Source organism: Rhizobium esperanzae (genome assembly GCF_002204185.1).
In the GTDB taxonomy this organism is placed as follows: domain Bacteria; phylum Pseudomonadota; class Alphaproteobacteria; order Rhizobiales; family Rhizobiaceae; genus Rhizobium; species Rhizobium esperanzae.
This window is the reverse complement of record NZ_MXPU01000025.1, coordinates 26,613-46,084: the sequence shown is the minus strand read 5'-3', so window position 1 is coordinate 46,084 and position 19,472 is coordinate 26,613. Positions and strand designations below refer to the sequence as shown.

17 protein-coding genes and 1 tRNA gene are annotated in these 19,472 nt (G+C 61.9%); 7 read left to right on the top strand and 11 right to left on the bottom strand.

Annotated elements, in window-relative coordinates:
- Window positions 1–27 precede the first annotated feature (27 nt).
- Window positions 28–750 carry a YoaK family protein gene (locus tag B5E41_RS27510; protein WP_064800207.1) on the bottom strand — a complete coding sequence of 241 codons (723 nt, stop codon included), beginning with the start codon at window positions 748–750 and terminating at the stop codon, window positions 28–30.
- Between the two features lie 235 nt (window positions 751–985).
- Between B5E41_RS27510 and B5E41_RS27505 the strand changes: the two genes are divergently transcribed.
- Window positions 986–1,222, top strand: coding sequence for a DUF2798 domain-containing protein (locus B5E41_RS27505; protein ID WP_088396876.1), 237 nt, complete (start codon window positions 986–988; stop codon window positions 1,220–1,222).
- A gap of 125 nt (window positions 1,223–1,347) precedes the next feature.
- Here B5E41_RS27505 and B5E41_RS27500 read toward each other — a convergent pair whose 3' ends face one another.
- The 3 genes from B5E41_RS27500 to B5E41_RS27490 all read right to left on the bottom strand — a co-directional run bounded on the left by B5E41_RS27500 (window position 1,348) and on the right by B5E41_RS27490 (window position 2,349).
- Window positions 1,348–1,641 (bottom strand): GIY-YIG nuclease family protein, encoded by a 294-nt coding sequence (locus tag B5E41_RS27500; RefSeq protein ID WP_088396875.1) that lies wholly within the window; start codon window positions 1,639–1,641, stop codon window positions 1,348–1,350.
- Between the two features lie 100 nt (window positions 1,642–1,741).
- Window positions 1,742–1,817 (bottom strand) — tRNA-Ala (locus B5E41_RS27495).
- A gap of 148 nt (window positions 1,818–1,965) precedes the next feature.
- Window positions 1,966–2,349, bottom strand: a complete 384-nt coding sequence (locus tag B5E41_RS27490) for a TIGR02300 family protein (protein WP_038686030.1) — start codon at window positions 2,347–2,349, stop codon at window positions 1,966–1,968.
- A 378-nt stretch (window positions 2,350–2,727) separates the two neighbouring features.
- Here B5E41_RS27490 and cmk point away from each other — a divergent pair, with 378 nt between their 5' ends.
- Window positions 2,728–3,375 carry a (d)CMP kinase gene (gene cmk, locus B5E41_RS27485; RefSeq protein ID WP_088396900.1) on the top strand — a complete coding sequence of 216 codons (648 nt, stop codon included), beginning with the start codon at window positions 2,728–2,730 and terminating at the stop codon, window positions 3,373–3,375.
- Between the two features lie 174 nt (window positions 3,376–3,549).
- Window positions 3,550–5,253: a 30S ribosomal protein S1 gene (gene rpsA, locus B5E41_RS27480; protein WP_011423494.1), complete on the top strand. Its 1,704-nt coding sequence runs from the start codon at window positions 3,550–3,552 to the stop codon at window positions 5,251–5,253.
- 76 nt (window positions 5,254–5,329) lie between these two features.
- Here rpsA and B5E41_RS27475 read toward each other — a convergent pair whose 3' ends face one another.
- From B5E41_RS27475 to B5E41_RS27465, 3 genes are all read right to left on the bottom strand, one after another.
- Window positions 5,330–6,847: a hypothetical protein gene (locus B5E41_RS27475; protein ID WP_088396874.1), complete on the bottom strand. Its 1,518-nt coding sequence runs from the start codon at window positions 6,845–6,847 to the stop codon at window positions 5,330–5,332.
- Between the two features lie 225 nt (window positions 6,848–7,072).
- Entirely contained in the window at window positions 7,073–7,699 is a 627-nt protein-coding gene (locus B5E41_RS27470; RefSeq protein ID WP_088396873.1) for a ribonuclease D, read from the bottom strand.
- Between the two features lie 84 nt (window positions 7,700–7,783).
- Window positions 7,784–8,593 carry a MerR family transcriptional regulator gene (locus tag B5E41_RS27465; RefSeq protein WP_088396872.1) on the bottom strand — a complete coding sequence of 270 codons (810 nt, stop codon included), beginning with the start codon at window positions 8,591–8,593 and terminating at the stop codon, window positions 7,784–7,786.
- 159 nt (window positions 8,594–8,752) lie between these two features.
- Between B5E41_RS27465 and B5E41_RS27460 the strand changes: the two genes are divergently transcribed.
- Together B5E41_RS27460 and B5E41_RS27455 are read left to right on the top strand one after the other, a co-directional pair.
- Window positions 8,753–10,033, top strand: a complete 1,281-nt coding sequence (locus B5E41_RS27460; RefSeq protein WP_088396871.1) for a 4-aminobutyrate--2-oxoglutarate transaminase — start codon at window positions 8,753–8,755, stop codon at window positions 10,031–10,033.
- A 63-nt stretch (window positions 10,034–10,096) separates the two neighbouring features.
- On the top strand, window positions 10,097–11,578 hold the full coding sequence (locus tag B5E41_RS27455; RefSeq protein WP_088396870.1) for an NAD-dependent succinate-semialdehyde dehydrogenase: 1,482 nt from the start codon (window positions 10,097–10,099) through the stop codon (window positions 11,576–11,578).
- Between the two features lie 46 nt (window positions 11,579–11,624).
- On the opposite strand, the gene B5E41_RS27450 is transcribed toward B5E41_RS27455, so the two are convergent.
- Window positions 11,625–11,834, bottom strand: a complete 210-nt coding sequence (locus tag B5E41_RS27450; RefSeq protein ID WP_064805813.1) for a SlyX family protein — start codon at window positions 11,832–11,834, stop codon at window positions 11,625–11,627.
- 180 nt (window positions 11,835–12,014) lie between these two features.
- Here B5E41_RS27450 and uxaC point away from each other — a divergent pair, with 180 nt between their 5' ends.
- Together uxaC and B5E41_RS27440 are read left to right on the top strand one after the other, a co-directional pair.
- Window positions 12,015–13,430 (top strand): glucuronate isomerase, encoded by a 1,416-nt coding sequence (uxaC, locus tag B5E41_RS27445; protein ID WP_088396869.1) that lies wholly within the window; start codon window positions 12,015–12,017, stop codon window positions 13,428–13,430.
- Complete coding sequence (locus B5E41_RS27440) at window positions 13,427–14,884, top strand: mannitol dehydrogenase family protein (RefSeq protein ID WP_088396868.1); 1,458 nt, start codon at window positions 13,427–13,429, stop codon at window positions 14,882–14,884. The genes uxaC and B5E41_RS27440 overlap by 4 nt, the downstream gene beginning before the upstream one ends.
- A gap of 68 nt (window positions 14,885–14,952) precedes the next feature.
- On the opposite strand, the gene B5E41_RS27435 is transcribed toward B5E41_RS27440, so the two are convergent.
- From B5E41_RS27435 to B5E41_RS27425, 3 genes are all read right to left on the bottom strand, one after another.
- The gene (locus tag B5E41_RS27435) at window positions 14,953–17,403 is read right to left on the bottom strand and encodes a GcvT family protein (RefSeq protein ID WP_088396867.1); all 2,451 of its coding nucleotides are present in this window, start codon (window positions 17,401–17,403) and stop codon (window positions 14,953–14,955) included.
- A complete protein-coding gene (locus B5E41_RS27430; RefSeq protein WP_088396866.1) occupies window positions 17,400–18,278 on the bottom strand; it encodes a phosphotransferase in 879 nt (292 codons plus the stop codon). The genes B5E41_RS27435 and B5E41_RS27430 overlap by 4 nt, the downstream gene beginning before the upstream one ends.
- Before the next feature lie 112 nt (window positions 18,279–18,390).
- Window positions 18,391–19,467 carry an ABC transporter ATP-binding protein gene (locus B5E41_RS27425; protein WP_064800194.1) on the bottom strand — a complete coding sequence of 359 codons (1,077 nt, stop codon included), beginning with the start codon at window positions 19,465–19,467 and terminating at the stop codon, window positions 18,391–18,393.
- Window positions 19,468–19,472 lie beyond the last annotated feature (5 nt).

Sequence of the window (19,472 nt, the reverse complement as noted above, 5' to 3'; positions counted from 1 at the left end):
TTCGAGGGTAACAGGAATGCGACGCTTCTATTTGCCGCGCACTGCGGCCGAGCGGTGCGAAGCAAGCTTCTGGTTGAAGCGCCGCTGAAGCGGCCGGGGAATGAACATGGCGACAAGCGCCAGCGCCATGGCAAAGATGGAGACCAGCCACAAGGCATGGGCACCGGTCAACCGCGTCAGGACCGCACCGGCGATCGCGCCGAGCACCATGCCGCCCCAGGGCACGATCTGGATGGTCCATTCGACACGGCGATCGCCGATGATCCAGCGGCCGATGCCGCGGCCGAAGCGCGACAGGGCGCCGGTGACATAGGTCAGGCCGATCGGCAGGCCTTCGATATGCTCGACGGCGGCGTTCACCATGCCCATGGAAAAGACGATCAGGTAGAAGCTCGCGAGCATCATGCTCTGCCATGTCGTCATCGATGCGAGCGCCAGGACGAGGCCGACGCAGCCGAGCACGACGAATATTCGGCGCTCGGAGACATGGGCGATGACGATGCCGGCCGCATTGCCGAGCACAAAAACGACAATGGCGGAGATCAGCACCGCCGCGTGAAAGAGATTGCCCTCGCTCAAGGCGAGCGCCGCCCGCGTCGTATTGCCGGTCATAAAGGAGACGAAATCGCCGGTCAGCAGCAGCCCGGTAGCATCGGTCATGCCGGCAAGAAACGAAATCGAGGCGACGAGGGCGATCCCGGTGACGGTTCGTCGTGTACGAATGATGCGGCGGCGTCTTGCTCTGGTCATTGCGGGTCCTGAAGCCGAATCGCTGAGTTTCCGGAAGAAGGATAAATCCTCTTCATTGAGGAATTGGCAAAGAGGGCTTGAAAGTGGTTGGGGCGGGACTTGAGCAGAGCGATATTTTCCGCCATAAAACGGCGTCGCTTCAGACCGAAGCTCCGTAAGCGTTTACGTCAATCAACGCGCAACCCGCCGATTGGCGCTGCGCTTTTGTTCTGATCGGCATCTTACGGAGACAAAAATGCCCAAAGGCAAACTCCCGAAACGCTACAATGCGGTCGTCATGCCGCTCATCCTGTCGCTGCTGATGACCTCAGTCGTCTCAGCGATCAGCATCCTCAGAGCACAAGGCCTGACCGCAGCCGCCCTTGCCATGTGGCCGTCCGCATGGGCGCTCTCCTGGGCGATCGCCTTTCCCGTCCTGCTGCTTGTGCTGCCAGTGGTGAGGCGGGTGACGGCGGCCATTGTCGAGACTTAAGCGAGGCGCCGGTGGGCTGTGGGGACGGCCTACCGGTGTTGAGGGGACGGCAAGAGCGTTTCCTTGCAAATGCCTCGCACATATCAAGTGATCCAGCTGAACAGTTTTCGCACACGCACCGGCACTTATTCGGAATCGGCCTTCAGGTTATCGAGGCGACTTGGAACTAGATTCGGTTGGACCAATCTCTTGCTGGCAAACGCCCTGCCGGTATGCGATTTCAGGTAGGTTTCGAATTCAAGCGCTTTGTGCTTGTCGGGAAAGGCGCAATACCAGAGCAAATTCCAGGGTACGAATTTGGCGGTGTGGGTGGATTTTCCGGCATTATGCGCCGCAAGGCGCTGCTTCAGATCTGCGGTAGAGCCGGTATATTCCTGATCGGGAAAATCGACGCTGCGGAGAATATAGACATACCACATCAGCGTTTCAGCCCGTCGTCGCCCTTCGGGCTATGCCGGGCACTGCTTCGGCCTACGGTTTCTCGCGGCTGCGCCACGCGAAGCCGGTAAGGGCGAAGCGTGGTGGAGCTAAGCGGGATCGAACCGCTGACCTCTTGCATGCCATGCAAGCGCTCTCCCAGCTGAGCTATAGCCCCATCAAGGCGGTCCGGCATGGCCGGTCCTGGGATGCTCCAGAGGGCGTTTCCTCTGGAGTGGCGGCTTCTTACTTGCGGTTTTCGCAGATGGCAAGCCTAAAAAAACCGACCCGGAATTTTTTTGTCACCCGGGCCGGCATTTGTCCGATCAGACTTCGTCTTCGTCGCCGGTTACGCCGATGATGTCGCTCATGTCGTCATCGTCGTCGTCTTCGTCGGGCGTGAGGAAGGTGTCGTCATCATCATCGCCTTCAATTTCGACGTCGTCGTCGCCCATATCGGGGATGTCGTCGCCGCCGGCGGCGTCATCGGCATCCTCGAGCGAAACCAGTTCGACTTCAGTGTTTTCCGTATCGACTTCCGCAACCTCGTCTTCCTCGGCAACATCAGCGATCGCCGAGGTTTCCTCGAAGAAGGACAGGGGATAGGACTTGCCGGTATAAGGGGAAACGATCGGATCCCGGTTCAGATCATAAAACTTCTTGCCGGTTTCCGGATCGGTGCGCTTGGTTCCAAGTTCCGCTTTCGCCACTATAAGCCTCGTGAGAATGGCCGAATCCGCGATTCGGCAAAATGCCGTGCAAGCCGGCGTTCCATCGGAATTTATAAGCCGGTCCCCTTAATCGCTGTGGCTTCCCATGTCAAAGCCAAACTTTATCATCTCCGTGCGGCCGTTTTCGCCGGCTGGCGGGTGACCGCTGGCGGCGTTTGTGGTAACGAGCCGCGGCAGTAGAAAAAGCGGGCCAAGGCAGCAGCCGGCCAAACCGAAGCTTCGGAAGAAATACTCTGCAGTTACAGGGGATTACGCGATATGCACGGCTCTGCGCCGCAGTCCGCCGTCAACTTCGAGATCTTCCGGCGCATTTCGGCAACACGGGCTCCTTCACCCATCATCGCAGGATTGATCCCCATGGCAACCAAGGCTTTCACCATCGCCATCGACGGCCCGGCGGCGGCCGGCAAGGGGACGCTCTCGCGTCTTATCGCTGAACGATACGGCTTTCACCATCTCGACACGGGGCTCACCTACCGCGCGACGGCCAAGGCGCTGCTCGACGCCGGCCTGCCGCTCGACGACGAGGCGTTGGCGGAAAAGATAGCGCGGGAGGTTGAACTTGCCGGACTGGATCGCGATATACTTTCCCGACACGAAATCGGCGAAGCCGCCTCGAAAATCGCCGTCATGCCGGCGGTGCGCCGGGCCCTGGTCGAGGCGCAGCGTCGGTTTGCGGCAAAGACGCCGGGCACGGTGCTCGACGGACGCGACATCGGCACGGTCGTCTGTCCGGATGCGCCGGTGAAGCTCTATGTGACGGCGTCGCCGGAGGTGCGCGCCAGACGCCGTTACGACGAGATCCTCGGCAAAGGGGCAACGGCGGATTTCGAGGCGATTTTCGAGGACGTCAAACGACGTGATGCGCGCGACATGGGACGGGCCGACAGCCCTTTGAAACCAGCCGATGATGCGCACTTGCTTGATACGTCGGAAATGAGTATAGAGGCCGCGTTTCATGCCGCTCAATCGATCATCGATGCGGCCTTGAGCCGAAATGCCTAAATTCAAGCGATTTCGCGTGCTCAGAAGCACGATGTCGCTTTTATGCAGCCTGAAATTCCGTCCAAGCGCCGGATTGCCTTCGTAAGAGAGGGCGGACTGGGTTCAGGCCCGTTCAACGCAAACCAACCGGCGCATACGTGTCCGCTCTGCCAATCAGGACACGCAGGAGATTTTATGTCAGTAGCTACTCCCTCCCGCGAGGATTTCGCGGCTCTTCTCGAAGAGTCCTTTGCCAAGAACGACCTGGCCGAAGGCTATGTCACCAAGGGCATCGTCACGGGCATCGAGAAGGACGTCGCCGTCGTCGACGTCGGCCTCAAGGTTGAAGGGCGCATCGCGCTCAAGGAATTCGGCGCACGCGCCAAGGACGGTTCGCTGAAGGTCGGCGACGAAGTCGAAGTCTATGTCGAGCGCATCGAAAACGCGCTTGGCGAAGCCGTTCTGTCGCGCGAGAAGGCTCGCCGCGAAGAAAGCTGGATCAAGCTCGAAGCCAAGTTCGAAGCCGGCGAGCGCGTCGAAGGCGTGATTTTCAACCAGGTCAAGGGCGGCTTCACGGTCGACCTCGACGGTGCGATCGCCTTCCTGCCGCGTTCGCAGGTCGATATCCGTCCGATCCGCGACGTAACGCCGCTGATGCACAACCCGCAGCCCTTCGAAATCCTCAAGATGGACAAGCGCCGCGGCAACATCGTGGTTTCGCGCCGTACGGTTCTGGAAGAGTCCCGTGCCGAGCAGCGTTCTGAAATCGTTCAGAACCTCGAAGAAGGCCAGGTCGTTGACGGTGTCGTCAAGAACATCACCGATTACGGTGCGTTCGTCGACCTCGGCGGCATCGACGGCCTGCTGCACGTCACCGACATGGCATGGCGCCGTGTGAACCATCCGTCGGAAATCCTGAACATCGGCCAGCAGGTCAAGGTTCAGATCATCCGCATCAACCAGGAAACCCACCGCATCTCGCTCGGCATGAAGCAGCTCGAGTCCGATCCGTGGGATGGCATCCAGGCCAAGTATCCGGAAGGCAAGAAGATTTCCGGTACCGTCACCAACATCACCGATTACGGTGCATTCGTCGAGCTGGAGCCGGGCATCGAAGGCCTGATCCACATCTCGGAAATGTCCTGGACCAAGAAGAACGTTCACCCCGGCAAAATCCTGTCCACGAGCCAGGAAGTCGAAGTCGTCGTTCTCGAAGTCGATCCGTCCAAGCGCCGTATTTCGCTCGGCCTCAAGCAGACGCTGGAAAATCCGTGGGCAGCATTCGCCCGCAGCCATCCGGCCGGCACTGAAGTCGAAGGCGAAGTCAAGAACAAGACCGAATTCGGCCTGTTCATCGGCCTCGACGGCGATGTCGACGGCATGGTGCACCTCTCCGATCTCGACTGGAACCGTCCGGGCGAACAGGTCATCGAAGAGTACAACAAGGGTGACGTCGTCAAGGCTGTCGTTCTCGACGTCGACGTCGAGAAGGAACGCATCTCGCTCGGCATCAAGCAGCTCGGCAAGGATGCAGTCGGCGACGCCGCTGCTTCGGGCGATCTGCGCAAGAACGCGGTCGTTTCCTGCGAAGTCATCGCCATCAACGATGGCGGCGTCGAAGTGAAGCTCGTCAACCACGAGGACATCACTTCCTTCATCCGTCGTGCCGACCTCGCCCGCGACCGCGACGAGCAGCGCCCGGAGCGCTTCTCGGTCGGCCAGGTCGTCGACGCCCGCGTCACCAACTTCTCCAAGAAGGACCGCAAGATCATGCTGTCCATCAAGGCTCTGGAGATTGCGGAAGAGAAGGAAGCCGTCGCTCAGTTCGGATCGTCCGACTCGGGCGCTTCGCTTGGCGACATCCTGGGCGCAGCCCTGAAGAACCGCGGCGGCGAATAAGCCTCGCTCCCTCTTTGAACTGAAGAACCCGCCGGAGCGATCCGGCGGGTTCTTTATTTTCAGGTAATGAAAACCGCTATTCCCAGCCGGCCATGCGCTGATAAAGCGCGTAGACCGGATCGGCCGCCGTGTCCGGCCGGTACGCCGACGGCTCGGTATCGATCATCCTCGGCGTCCTCAGCTCGGGTGCCGCCTCCGCCCCTTCAGCATCGGGCTCGGCATCCTCGCCGCCGGATTGCGCCTGCTGCTCGTCCTGCGGCGCACCGTCCTGGTGATGGTGATGCTGGTGGCTTGTTTCGCCGGCCTTTTCATTCGACGGCGTATCCTTGGCGAACTGATAAGGCAGCTGCGCATAGGCAAAGCCCTCGGGCAGCTTGGCCGCGAGCGGCACATAGGAGGCCTCGGCCATCTCGGGAAGCGGCATCGGTTGCGGGTGTGCGGCGATTTCTTTCGGCTGTCGGGCGGCCGCAGCCGTGGCCCCGGTTTCCATCTGCGACGGGTGGGGCGCTACGGATTGTCGAGCATCGGCGGCGAGGTCTGCCGGCTGTCTCGTCAACGTCTCCTTCGCTTCGCTGTTGGCGGCCTCGTCGAGAATGGCGTCGATCGCCACCGCCGCCTCGACAGCACCATCCTCCAGCACGTTTTCAAGGTCCTGTTCGCGGATGATGGTGACGATCATCTCGGAGACCTCTTCGGTCATGGAGGCGACGATTCCCGTCCAGTTCCGGGGAATAACCGGATCGGCTTTTTCCGACGTTGCGCGAGGCTGAATGACCGGCGGCTCCGTCACTTCGGCCGTGTCGTCACCCGGCTCCGCCGTCGCCGATTGCCGGGCTTCGACCTTCGGGACAAGCTCTGCCTTTGTCACCGAAGCGGAGCGAATCCGGTTTTCAGGCGGCGAAATTTCGGGATCAGCGGCCTCCACGGCTACAGCGGTCACCGCTTCCTCTGTTGTCGCAAGCAGGGCGGTCTCGACTGTTTTGCCGACTGGTGCAGTTCGCTTTTCCGCCAGTTGGCGGATCGCGGCGGGCAGGCTGTCTTCGTGCAGCTGGATCTCGGGCCGGGCCTCGGCGCGCATTGGCGAAGCGTCGTTCTGACCATAGGATCGGACGACGGCACGGGCGGCGAGATCGCGGTCCTTGTAACGCACCATTTCCAGATAGGCGATGATACGCGCCGCCTCAGGCCCCGCCGGGTTCTTCAGGGCTTCGGCGATCATCCGGAGCGGCAGGTTGTGACCTTGCTCAGTGAGCTGGCGTTCGATCTCATCGATTCTGGCGGCCGGCAGCCGCTGAATGGCGTCGGCAAGCCGAGAGGCGAAGGCCAGATTTGTCTCGCCTTCACGGCGATCGAGGGAAATGGAACGGCCGGCGGCATCGATGACATCGAAAAGGGCTTCAACCATGCGCTCGCGCGCCGCAAGGAGCAGGATATTGAGCTTGCCGGCAATGGCGGAATTCAGGTCGGCGGCTTCGACCGCATTGACGGGCGCGGGGGCAATCGCCGAACGGTCAAGGCTGCCGGCCACGATCGCCGCGGTCTGGCCTTGAGACGAAAAGCTTGCATTGGACGCTGCACGAACGGGGGTCAGCATGGCATGCCCTTTCGTAAAGTGACGATGAAAGCAGGCTCTATGAAAGGACCGCGCTCATCCGGTCCCTTGCATTCCGAGCAGATCCTCCCGTCCGCATGACGCAAGCGGCGCCATCGAATGCATAAAAATTAAATTGAATATTAAGAAACAGAAATTAACGAATCGCTAACGCCCGCGGATCAGTCCATCCGCGGCTGCAGACAGTGAAGACTGACGGCAATTCGCTCAACTGTGAGCGAAGATGTCGGCCTCTTCCCAGCCGAGAAGATCGAGCTTGGCGCGGGTCGGCAGGAATGCAAAGCAGGCCGTGGCATGGTCGAAGCGGCCGTCGCGGATCAGGCGGGCCGTCAGCTTGTCGCGAAGCGCGTGCAGATAAAGTACGTCGGAAGCGGCATATTCGAGCTGGGCCGGCGACAGCGTCTCGGCCGCCCAATCGGAAGATTGCTGCGCCTTGGAGACATCGACGTCGAGCATCTCCTTGAGATTGTCCTTGAGGCCGTGGCGATCGGTGTAGGTGCGGCAGAGGCGCGAGGCGATCTTGGTGCAGAACACCGGGTTGGTCGTGACGCCGAAGGTATAGAAGAGCACGGCGATATCGAAGCGGCCGTAATGAAAGATCTTCTGGTGCGTGGGATCTTCGAGAAGAGCGACGAGATTGGGTGCCTCTTTCTGGCCGGCGGCAATGCGGATGATGTCGGCGGTGCCGTCACCGGGAGAAAGCTGGACGACGCAGAGACGATCCCGCCGCGGCACCAGGCCCAGCGTCTCGGTATCGATCGCGATCGCGCCGGTGTAGCGGGCCGCGTCGGCCGCGGAAATATCGCCTTCGTGATAACGGATGGTGGCGGCCATGAGACTGTCTTTCGTTCGGATATTCTCCACTCGCGCTATAGCGCAAAGGCACACATTGCGAAACTGCTTCCTGCTGCGACTGGTTCAGAATGTCGGCGGCGTGTTGATCCATAAAAGCACGGTTTCGCCATCGTGGCGGTTACGCCAGGAATGGTAGCGGCGGCTTTCGAAATACAGTGAATCGCCTGGGCCGAGATCGAAGAACTGATCGCTGTCGAGCACCAGTTCCAGCCGGCCGGACAGGACATGCATGAATTCCTCGCCTTCGTGGCGATAGGCGCCCTCGCTGGCAGCGCCCGGCGCCAGCACGAAACGATGGCAATCCATCATTCTGCGGCCTTCGGCAAGCAGCTGCACCGTAACCCCGGGGGTCGTTTCCGGCCAGGTGCGCCACTCGCCGGCGCGTATCACTGCCGGCACCTCCTCGCTTTCCTCGCCGGAGAGACGGGAGACGGTGGTGGCGTAATATTCGGCGAGGTCGTGCAGCGTCTTGAATCCGACGCCTTGCGAGGTGCGCTCCAGCGTCGAGAGCGTTGAAGCGGTGATGCCGATATCGCTCGCCACCTGATCGAGGGTCTTGCCTGCGGCATGGCGGAGGCTCCGCAGTTTCCGGCCGAGGCCGGAACCCTGGCCGGTTTCGGCACCGTCGGCGGAAGGTTCCTCGCTCTCCAGCGCCTCGCGAATGGCCGCCGGATTGAGACCGCGCTCGACCCGGTACCATGAGACGCGCTTCAGCCGCGCGATGTCGTCGGCGCTATATTGGCGATGGCCGGTTCCGGAGCGGCCGGGAACGACCAGACCCTGGCTTTCCCAGAGGCGCAGCGTCGAGGCGGAGACGCCCGCCAACCGCGCGGCCTCCGCCACCTTGTAGCGCACAGGCCCGTTGTCACTCATCAGCCATTACCCCGATTTTCCTTGTGCGAGCATTCATCAAATCGCGTGATGTTTGAAGCAAAAAATGCCGCTTGTTTTCTTGCAGAAAAAATGTAGGAAATTCCCAATTACAGAAATTATGCAAGATAATTCCAAAACCTTCAACACGGGAACATATCGATGACCGCGACAAGCCTTACTGACCGGAAGAACGCCGCGATTTCACGCGGCGTCGGCATGACCACCCAGATTTATGCGGACCGCGCAGAGAATGCCGAAATCTGGGACAAGGAGGGCCGCCGCTATATCGATTTCGCCGCCGGAATCGCGGTGCTGAACACCGGTCACCGCCATCCCAGGGTCATTGCTGCGGTCAAGGATCAACTCGACCATTTCACCCATACCTGCCATCAGGTGGTGCCCTACGAGAACTACATCAGCCTCGCCGAGCGGCTGAACGTGCTGGTGCCCGGTGACTTCGAGAAGAAGACGATCTTCGTCACGACAGGCGCCGAAGCGGTCGAAAACGCCGTCAAGATCGCCCGCGCCGCCACCGGCCGCTCGGCCGTCATCGCCTTCGGCGGCGGCTTCCACGGCCGCACATTCATGGGCATGGCGCTGACCGGCAAGGTCGTGCCCTATAAGGTCGGCTTCGGCGCGATGCCGGGCGACGTCTTCCATGTTCCCTTCCCGGTCGAACTGCATGGCGTCTCCGTCGATCAGTCGCTTGCGGCGCTGAAGAAACTCTTCGCCGCCGATGTCGATCCGCAGCGCGTGGCGGCCATCATCCTCGAGCCGGTGCAGGGCGAAGGCGGCTTCTATCCGGCGCCCGCAGCCTTCATGAAGGCCCTGCGCGAACTTTGCGACCAGCATGGCATCCTGCTGATCGCCGATGAGGTGCAGACCGGTTTTGCCCGCACCGGCAGGATGTTCGCGATGGACCACCACGAAGTGGCGGCCGATCTGACGACGATGGCGAAGAGCCTTGCCGGTGGCTTTCCGCTCGCTGCCGTCACCGGCCGCGCCGAAATCATGGACGCGCCGGGGCCGGGCGGGCTCGGCGGCACCTATGGCGGCAATCCGCTCGGTATCGCCGCTGCCCATGCCGTCCTCGACGTCATCAAGGAGGAGGATCTCTGCAACCGCGCCAACCTGCTCGGCGGGCGGCTCAAGCAGCGGCTGGAATCGCTGCGCGAGAGCGTACCGGAGATCACCGATATTCGCGGGCCGGGCTTCATGAACGCCGTCGAATTCAATGACCGCACGACGGGATTGCCGAGTGCTGATTTCGCCAACAAGGTGCGGCTGACAGCGCTCGACAAGGGGCTGATCCTGCTCACCTGCGGCGTCCATGGAAACGTCATCCGTTTCCTCGCGCCGATCACCATCCAGGACGAGGTCTTCGGCGAGGCGCTCGACATTCTCGAGACCTCGATGCTGGAGGCGAGTGCCGCCAGCTAGCGCCGATCGAACCCGGATTTCAATGGCGCCGGCGATCGGTAGCCGCTCCCAAGGAGATATGACATGGCTTTCACCACCGCTCTGACCAGGCATGTTGCCTTTTCCTCGCCCCTTCTGCGCGATGCCGGCTATATCAACGGTGTCTGGACATCGGGCGATGCCGCAAAGACCTTCGACGTGCTGAACCCGGCTACCGGCGAGCAGCTCGCGTCGCTGCCCGATATGGGCGCAGCCGAAACGCGGGCGGCGATCGATGCGGCCTATGCCGCCCAGCCGGCCTGGGCTGCCCGCCCGGCCAAGGAACGCAGCCAGATCCTGCGCAAATGGTTCGACCTGATCGTCGCCAATGCCGATGCGCTCGCGGCGATCCTGACCGCCGAAATGGGCAAGCCCTTCCCGGAAGCACGCGGTGAGATCCTTTATGCCGCGGCCTATATCGAATGGTATGCGGAAGAGGCCAAGCGCATTTACGGCGAGACGATCCCGGCGCCGTCCCAGGACAAGCGCATGATCGTCATCAAGCAGCCGGTCGGCGTCGTCGGCACAATCACGCCGTGGAATTTTCCAGCGGCGATGATCGCCCGAAAGATCGCTCCGGCGCTGGCCGTCGGCTGCACGGTCGTGTCGAAGCCGGCCGAGCAGACGCCGCTGACGGCGATTGCCCTTGCCGTGCTCGCCGAACAGGCCGGCATTCCCGCCGGCGTCTTCAATCTCATCGTCGGACTCGATGGCCCGGCGATCGGCCGCGAGCTCTGCAGCAATGAAAAAGTGCGCAAGATCAGCTTCACCGGCTCGACCGAGGTCGGCCGTATCCTGATGCGGCAGTGCGCCGACCAGATCAAGAAGGTGAGCCTGGAACTCGGCGGTAACGCGCCGTTCATCGTCTTCGATGATGCCGATCTCGACGCCGCCGTCGAGGGCGCGATCGCCTCCAAATACCGCAATGCGGGCCAGACCTGCGTTTGCGCCAACCGCCTCTACATCCAATCGAGTGTCTATGACGCTTTCGCCGCGAAGCTTGCCGCCAAAGTCGCCGCGATGTCGGTCGGCGATGGGTTCAAGCCCGGTGTCGAGATCGGGCCGCTGATCGACGAGCAGGGTCTTGCCAAGGTGGAGGACCATGTCGGCGACGCGCTGGCCAAGGGCGCCAAGGTTCTCACCGGCGGCAAACGCATCGACGGCGCCGGCACCTTCTTCGCGCCGACGGTGCTAACCGGCGTGACGCGCGGCATGACGGTGGCGCGCGAGGAAACCTTTGGGCCGGTGGCGCCGCTCTTCCGCTTCGAGACGGCCGAGGACGTCATCGCTCAGGCCAACGACACCGAATTCGGCCTTGCCGCCTATTTCTATGCCGGCGATCTGAAGAAGGTCTGGCGGGTGGCGGAAGCGCTGGAATACGGGATGATCGGCATCAATACCGGCCTTATGTCGTCCGAGACGGCGCCTTTCGGCGGCATCAAGCAATCCGGCCTCGGCCGCGAGGGTTCGCGCCATGGCGCCGACGATTACCTGGAAATGAAATATCTCTGCATCGGCGGCGTCTGATCCGTCGCCCTAACAGGAACAGCACGCGGCATTGCGCCGCGTGCTTTTAATAATGCGGCGGGCGGGTGATGGCCGGGGCTTCCAGCGACTGCTCCTCCAGTGACAGGAAGCGTTCTGTCAACCGATCAAGCTTGGTGCGCATCTGCTCCACGATCTTCCATTGTTCGGCGAGCTGATCGGAAAGCTCCTCGATCGTCTTTGCCTGATGCGCCAGCATTTCCTCCAGCCGGGTGATGCGGTTGGTCTCGTCGGACATCGATCCTCCTTTGCCGACACCGGCAGAACAGATGGTTTTTCCAAAGCGGAAATAGACCGCCACGTCAATGTTTTCGACCCCCGGCGCGGCCATGCGCAAAACTGAACCGTTTGGTTACTAAAAGACCTTGCCGTGCCCGATGTAGTGGGGTAGGCCCTAATCCATCAGGGAGGAATACTGATGGATGCAGGCAACGGCTTTCTTCATCCGGACCGGCTGTTTCCGGCCGACCCGGCGACACGGACCATCGCGCGAGACCTCTACGAGACGGTGCGCAATCTTCCGATCGTCAGCCCGCACGGGCACACCGAACCGTCCTGGTTCGCCGACGACAAGCCCTTTGAAGACGCGGCTTCGCTGCTGGTCATTCCCGATCACTATCTCTTCCGCATGCTGCACAGCGTCGGCGTCACCTTGGATGAGCTCGGTGTTCCCAGGCTCGACGGCAAGCCGGTGGCTGAGGGGCGGGCGATCTGGCGGACCTTTGCCAGGCATTACCATCTCTTCCGCGGAACGCCTTCGAGCCTCTGGGTCGATCACGCCATGTCGGCCGTGCTCGGCTGCACCGAGCCGCTGACGGCGGATAATGCCGATGCGCTCTACGATCACATCAATGCCCAGCTCGCCCTTCCGGAATTCCGCCCGCGGGCGCTGCATCAGCGATTCGGCATCGAAACGATCGCGACGACCGAAGGTGCGCTCGACCCGCTTGTCCATCACCAGAAGATGGCGGCAGAGGGCTGGATCGGCAAGGTGCGCACCACCTACCGGCCGGACAGCGTCACCGATCCTGATGCCGTCGGCTTCCGCGACAATCTCCTCAAGTTCGGAGAGATCACCGGCGCCGACGTCACGAACTGGGACGGCCTGATCGAGGCGCATCAGCGCCGGCGCGCCTATTTCCGCCAGTTCGGCGCCACTGCGACCGATCACGGGGTGCCGACAGCCTTCACCGCTGATCTGCCGCTTGCCGAAAAGCAGGCGTTGCTCGACAAGGCATTGAAGGGCCCGCTTTCGGCTGTTGATGCCGAGCTTTTTCGCGGCCAGATGATGACCGAGATGGCCGGTCTCTCGGCCGAGGACGGCATGGTGATGCAGATCCATGCCGGCTCGCGACGCAATACCGACAGCGGGCTCTTTGCCACCCGCGGTCCGAATATGGGCGCCGATATCCCGACACGCACGGACTGGGTCGGCGGCCTGAATGCGCTGCTTTCCAAATATGGCCATGCGCCGGGCCTGCGCATCCTGCTTTTCACGCTCGACGAGACGACCTATGCCCGGGAGCTGGCGCCGATGGCCGGCCATTGGCCCTGCCTGATGATCGGCCCGCCCTGGTGGTTCCATGACAGCCCGCTTGGCATCCGCCGCTATCTCGACCAAGTCGTCGAGACGGCCGGTTTCGCCAATATGGCGGGTTTCAACGACGACACGCGCGCGCTGCTGTCGATCCCGGCCCGCCACGACGTCTGGCGCCGTGAAGTCTGCCGCTTCCTCGCTGGGCTCGTCGCCGAGCACCGGATTTCCGGGCATGACGCCGAGATCGTGGCGCGCGAACTCTCCTATGACAATGCGAAGAAGGCCTACAAGCTGTGAGCGACAGACTGCAGAACGTGACCGGCCTTGCGCCGACGGCGAAGCTTCCCGCCTATAACAGGAATGCGCTGAAGGCCGGCATCCTCCATCTCGGCCCGGGCGCCTTCTTCCGCGCCCATTTCGCGCCCTTCACGGATGGCGCGCTCGCAGCCGCCGGCGGCGACTGGGGCATCGAGGTGGCGAGCCTGCGCACGCCCGATGTCGCGGACAATCTCTCCGCCCAGAACGGGCTCTATACGGTGCTGATCCGCGACACGTCAGGCACGACGGCCGAAGTGATCGGCTCGATCCTGAAGGCGCATGTGGCGCCGCGCGATCCGGCCGGGCTGCTGGCGCGGCTCGAGGACCCTGCCATCCGCATCGTCAGCATGACGGTGACGGAAAAGGCCTATGGTTTCGATCCCGCAACCGGCGGCCTCGACCTCAAGCATCCCGATATCGTCGCCGACCTCGCCAACCGACATGCGCCGCGCGGCGTCATCGGCTATCTCGTCGAAGGCCTCGCGCGCCGCCGGCAGAAGGGCATAGCGCCCTTCACCCCACTCAGCTGCGACAACCTGCCGAGCAACGGCGCCGTGCTGAAGCGCCTCGTGCTCGAATTCACCTCGCGCATCGATGCCGAGCTGCATCGCTGGATCGAAGCGAACGTGCCCTTCCCGTCGACGATGGTCGACCGCATCACGCCCGCCAGCACCGACGCGACCTATGTCGATGCCGAGCGGCTGACGGGCCGCACCGACATGGCGGCGATCGAGACGGAGCCCTTTACGCAATGGGTCATCGAAGACCATTTCGCCAATGGCCGTCCGGCCTGGGAAAAGGTGCGCGGCGCGCTGATGGTCGAGGAAGTTTCGGCCTACGAAAAAATGAAGCTCAGGATGCTGAACGGCGCTCATTCGCTGCTTGCCTATCTCGGATATATCGGCGGCTATGAATTCATCCGTGACGTCATGGACGATACTGGCCTGGCGGCGCTTGCCTACCGCCACATGCATGCGGCGGCGCGCACCCTCGACGCGGTGCCGGGTATCGATCTCGATGATTATGCCAATGAATTGATAGCACGCTTTGCAAATAAGGCGATCGCCCACCGCACCTATCAGATCGCCATGGACGGCACGCAGAAACTGCCGCAACGGCTGCTGGAGCCGGCGTGCGAGGCGCTGGCCCTTGGCGACCGGGCGGAGACCTACGCGATTGCCGTTGCGGCATGGATGCGTTATGCGATCGGCGAACGCGGCAATGGCGAGCGCTACGAGCTGCGCGACCCCCGCGCTGCCGAGATCGCCGCGCTCATCGCCGACATCCCGCGCACTGGTCCGGCGATCTCGGCGGCTCTGTTCACCCTGCCAGGCCTTTTCCCCTCGGCTTTGACAGGGCATCGGGCCTGGACGCAGGATGTCTCGGACAAGCTCGAGATCCTGATCCAGGACGACCGACTGCCGCTGTTTTGAGAGCCTGAAGTCTTTTCAGCAGAGGGGGGTGTCCCACGGCACGCCCTCTCTCTTTGCGTCACTTCATGTCAGCCCTTCACGCGCGCCATTTCGGGATCATAGAGCGGCGCCAGCGACACCTTGCAGGGAATGCGTTGCCTCGCGACGTCGAGCTCATAGACGCCGGCGAGGACGAAATCTTCCGTCACACCTTCCGGGTTGCGAACATAGCCGTAGCCGATCGCCTTCCCAAGCGTATAACCGAAGCCGCCGCTCGATAGCCAGCCGACACGCTTGCCGTCGCGATAAATGGTTTCGCGACCGAGCAGCACGGTATCTGGATCGTCAGGAATGAAGCAAGCAAGGCGCTTTTTCACACCTTCCTTGAGCTGCCGTTCGATCGCTGCGCGGCCGCGGAAGGGGATGTTTTTGCGCATCTTGACCGCCCAGCTTAGGCCGGCTTCGACAGGCGTGTGATCGGGACCAATATCGGATCCCCAGGCGCGATACCCCTTTTCCAGGCGGCAGCTCTCGATGGCGCGATAGCCGGCATTGACGAGGCCGAATTCGCCGCCTGATGCCATCAGCACGTCATAGACCGTCGTCGCATATTCCACCGGGGTATGCAGCTCATAACCGAGTTCGCCGACATAGGTGATGCGCAGCGCCCGCACCGGACAGCCCGATATGCCAATGGTCCTGACCTGGCCGAAGGGGAAGGCCGCATTGGAGACATCGCTGCCGGTCACCTTTTCCAGCACCGCTCGCGAATTCGGCCCCATCAGCGACAGAACGCAATAGGCGGAGGTGACGTCGACCAGTTCGGCATGCATCTCGGCCGGAATATTGCGTTCGATCCAATCGAAGTCGTGCGTGGCGAAACCCGTGCCGGTGACGATGTAATATTCGTTCTCGGCGATCCGGGCCACCGTCAGGTCGCACTCGATGCCACCCCTGTCGTTCAGCATCTGTGTATAGATGAGCGATCCCACAGGCTTGGCGACATCGTTGGCGGCGATCCAGGAGAGGGCCGCCTCGGCATCGCTGCCCTTCAGCACGAATTTGGCGAAGGAGGTCTGGTCGAAGATGACCGCTGCCTCGCGCACCGCCTTGTGCTCGCGGCCGACGGCCTCAAACCAGTTCTGCCTCTTGTAGCTATAGACATCCCTCGGCTCCTCATTGGCGAAGAGATCGGCAAACCAGTTCGGCCGCTCCCAGCCGAGTTTTTCACCGAAACAGGCACCCTGCGCCTTCAGCCGATCGTAAAGCGGCGATTTGCGGCAAGGGCGGCCGTTCGCATATTCCTCGAAGGGGAAGGCCAGCGTGTAGTGTTTGCCATAGGCTTCCAGCGTGCGGGTGCGTACCCAGTCGGTATCGAAATGCGGGCGTCCGAAACGGCGGATGTCGACCGGCCAGAGATCATAGGGAGGCTCCCCCTTCGTCACCCATTCGGCAAGCGCCATACCAGCGCCGCCGGCAGACGCGATGCCGAAGGCGTTGAAGCCGGCGCCGACGAAGAAATTCTTCAGTTCCGGCGCCTCGCCGAGAATGAAGTTGCCATCGGGCGTGAAACTTTCCGGGCCGTTCAAGAGCTGTTTGACGCCGACATTCTCCAGCGCCGGAACCCGGCCGAGCGCCTGTTCCATGATCTGTTCGAAATGGTCGAAATTGCTGTCCAGCAGCGTGTAATGGAAACCATCGGGGATACCTTGCTTTGCCCAGGGAATGGGGTTCGGTTCGTAGCCGCCCATGACGATGCCGCCGACCTCCTCCTTGTAATAGGTCAGCCGGTCGGGATCGCGCAGCGTCGGCAGGTTGGAAGGCACGCCGAAGGATTCGGTGATGATATATTGATGTTCGACCGAGACCAGCGGCACGTTGACGCCGAAGCGGGCTGCAAAGGCGCGCGTCCATTGGCCGGCGCAGACGACGACCCGCTCGCATTCGATGCGCCCCTCTGCGGTGATGACGGCGCGAATCTTCCCCTTGTCGATTTCGAGGTCGAGGACTTCGGTATCCTCGAAGATCGAAACGCCTGCCATGCGGGCGCCTTTGGCGAGCGCCTGGGTGATGTCGGAAGGGTTGGCCTGACCGTCTGTGGGAAGGAAAGCGGCGCCGACCAGATCGTCAACCGTCATCAGCGGCCAGAGATCGAAGGCTTCCTGCGGCGTCAGCAACTGCATGTCGAGGCCGAAGGACTGGGCGGTGGTCGCCTGGCGCTTCACTTCGGTCCAGCGCTCCTCGTTGCAGGCAAGCCGCAGGCCGCCATTCATCTTCCAGCCGGTGCCAAGGCCGGTTTCCTCTTCCAGCCGCTTGTAGAGATCGACCGAGTAACCGAGCAGCTGGGTGATGTTGGCGCTTGTGCGCAGCTGGCCGACAAGGCCGGCGGCATGAAAGGTGGTGCCGGAGGTCAGCTTCTTCCGTTCCAAGAGAACGGTATCGGTCCAGCCGAGCTTGCCGAGATGATAGGCTGTCGAGCAGCCGATGATGCCGCCGCCGATGACCACGGCCTTTGCCGTCTTCGGTAATTGTCTCGTCATTTATTATCCCGTTCAAAGGCTTGATAGGCGCGCTCGAAACGAGCGAGATTCTCTGCCGTATAGGCGGCATAGTCGAAATCGATCGTGGAATGGATTTCAGAAATCATGCTCCAGAGCGTCTCGCGCAGCAGCGAGGCGCATTTCATCGCAGCGTAGCGTCTGATGAGTTCATCGGTTGGCGGCCGGCCGAAATATATCTCCAGCATCATCCGCTCGGCTGCTTCCGGCAGTTCGTTGTTGGAAGCCAATCCACCGAGATCGAAAAGCGGCGTGTTGAAGCCCGCATAATCCCAGTCTATTAGCCATAGCCGCTTGCCGTCATCGAGAAAATTGGCGGCCAGCAGGTCATTGTGACCGAAGGCGATCTCGAAAGGTCCTGCCGCTTCTTCCAGCGTCTCGGCCCTAGCGAGGAGTTTCGCAAGCAAGGGAAGGTGGGCGCTGCCCGCCGCCCTCAGGCTGGCGGCATAATCGCGGATGACGTGGAAGACCCAGAAGATCATCGCCGGGCCGCGGAAATGCCGGGCGATGTCGTGGTGGCAGGCACGCACCAGCGGCACCACCCTGGCAAGCATGTCAGGCGTCCTAATATCCTCCGGCACAAGTGCCCTCGCCTCGATATATTCGAGCACCAGCACGCCAGGCGAATGGTGGATGACGGCGGGCGACAGGCCGGCGGCATGTGCGGCGCGGCTGGCGGCAAGCTCGTTCTGGCGGCTAATGTGGTGGATCGGAATGTCGGTGCCCAATCTCACCACGCAACGGGCGACGGCATCGCTGACCAGATAGTTCCTGTTGGTGATGCCGCCCGCGATCGGCAATATTTCGATCGAGCCCTGCCAGATGCCAAGCGCATGAATCCTATCCTCAGGCGTCATGCTTACCCTCCTTGCGGCCCCTTCCGAAATGATGGGACAGAGCAGGATTGGCTGTCAAGCAGCGGCGGCAGCGCTACGCGTCCTGCTGGACTCGCGGGAGCGCTCCGGAGAGTCAGATCGTTTTACCGGCGGCGTCGAATACGTGGCAGCGGGCGGGATCGAAGAAAGTCTTCACATTGGCGCCCCGCTCGACCTTCTGCTGGCCGTCAAGGGCGATCGTCAAGAGCTGCCCATCCGGCGTCGTGGTGTAGAGCATGGTGGCGCCGCCAAGATTTTCGACGAGATCGACATTGACGGTCGAGAGCGTGATGGCGCCCTCTGTAAGCGAAAGATGTTCGGGGCGAATGCCGAAGGTGACCTCCTGACCGGCCTCGCCTTTCAGCCGGCGCGGCAGGCGGACGGAGTTGCCGCAGACATGAATGCTGGTTTCAGCCTCGCCGACCTGTTCGATGCGCGCCTTCAGGAAATTCATCTTCGGGCTGCCGATGAAGCCGGCGACGAAGCGGTTGGCGGGATTGTTGTAGAGATCGAGCGGCGCGCCCACCTGCTCGATGCGGCCCGAATTCAAGACGACGATCTTGTCGGCCATCGTCATGGCTTCGACCTGGTCATGGGTGACGTAGATCATGGTGTTGCCGAGCTGCCGGTGCAGGCGGGAAATCTCGACCCGCATCTGCACTCGCAGTTCGGCATCGAGGTTCGACAGCGGTTCGTCGAACAGGAAGATACGTGGCTCGCGCACGATGGCGCGGCCGATCGCGACACGCTGGCGCTGGCCGCCGGACAGCGCCTTCGGCTTACGCTCCAGGAGCTTCTCGATCTGCAGGATTTCGGCGGCCCGTTTGACCTTCGGCTGGATGTCCGCCTTCTTGTAACCCGCCGTCTCCAGGCCGAAGGCGAGATTCTTGTAGACCGACATATGCGGATAGAGCGCATAGGACTGGAAAACCATGGCAATGCCGCGCTTGGCCGGCGCCACCTCGTTCATGCGCTCGCTGTCGAGCAGCAGCGCGCCGCCCGATATCTCTTCGAGGCCGGCGATCATGCGCAGAAGGGTCGATTTTCCGCAGCCGGAGGGCCCGACAAAAACGACGAATTCGCCGGGATCGATCGTCAGGTCGATGCCATGGATCACATCCATCGCGCCGTAGCGCTTCTCGACCTTCTGAAGAACGACACTGGTTGCCATCTTCT

Coding starts and splice junctions, on each gene's coding strand:
- uxaC (WP_088396869.1), top strand. CDS start 12,015: ATGGATGCAGGCAACGGCTTTCTTCATCCGGACCGGCTGTTTCCGGCC.
- B5E41_RS27430 (WP_088396866.1), bottom strand. CDS start 18,278: ATGACGCCTGAGGATAGGATTCATGCGCTTGGCATCTGGCAGGGCTCG.
- B5E41_RS27435 (WP_088396867.1), bottom strand. CDS start 17,403: ATGACGAGACAATTACCGAAGACGGCAAAGGCCGTGGTCATCGGCGGC.
- rpsA (WP_011423494.1), top strand. CDS start 3,550: ATGTCAGTAGCTACTCCCTCCCGCGAGGATTTCGCGGCTCTTCTCGAA.
- B5E41_RS27425 (WP_064800194.1), bottom strand. CDS start 19,467: ATGGCAACCAGTGTCGTTCTTCAGAAGGTCGAGAAGCGCTACGGCGCG.
- B5E41_RS27450 (WP_064805813.1), bottom strand. CDS start 11,834: ATGTCCGACGAGACCAACCGCATCACCCGGCTGGAGGAAATGCTGGCG.
- B5E41_RS27470 (WP_088396873.1), bottom strand. CDS start 7,699: ATGGCCGCCACCATCCGTTATCACGAAGGCGATATTTCCGCGGCCGAC.
- B5E41_RS27465 (WP_088396872.1), bottom strand. CDS start 8,593: ATGAGTGACAACGGGCCTGTGCGCTACAAGGTGGCGGAGGCCGCGCGG.
- B5E41_RS27500 (WP_088396875.1), bottom strand. CDS start 1,641: ATGTGGTATGTCTATATTCTCCGCAGCGTCGATTTTCCCGATCAGGAA.
- B5E41_RS27460 (WP_088396871.1), top strand. CDS start 8,753: ATGACCGCGACAAGCCTTACTGACCGGAAGAACGCCGCGATTTCACGC.
- cmk (WP_088396900.1), top strand. CDS start 2,728: ATGGCAACCAAGGCTTTCACCATCGCCATCGACGGCCCGGCGGCGGCC.
- B5E41_RS27510 (WP_064800207.1), bottom strand. CDS start 750: ATGACCAGAGCAAGACGCCGCCGCATCATTCGTACACGACGAACCGTC.
- B5E41_RS27505 (WP_088396876.1), top strand. CDS start 986: ATGCCCAAAGGCAAACTCCCGAAACGCTACAATGCGGTCGTCATGCCG.
- B5E41_RS27475 (WP_088396874.1), bottom strand. CDS start 6,847: ATGCTGACCCCCGTTCGTGCAGCGTCCAATGCAAGCTTTTCGTCTCAA.
- B5E41_RS27455 (WP_088396870.1), top strand. CDS start 10,097: ATGGCTTTCACCACCGCTCTGACCAGGCATGTTGCCTTTTCCTCGCCC.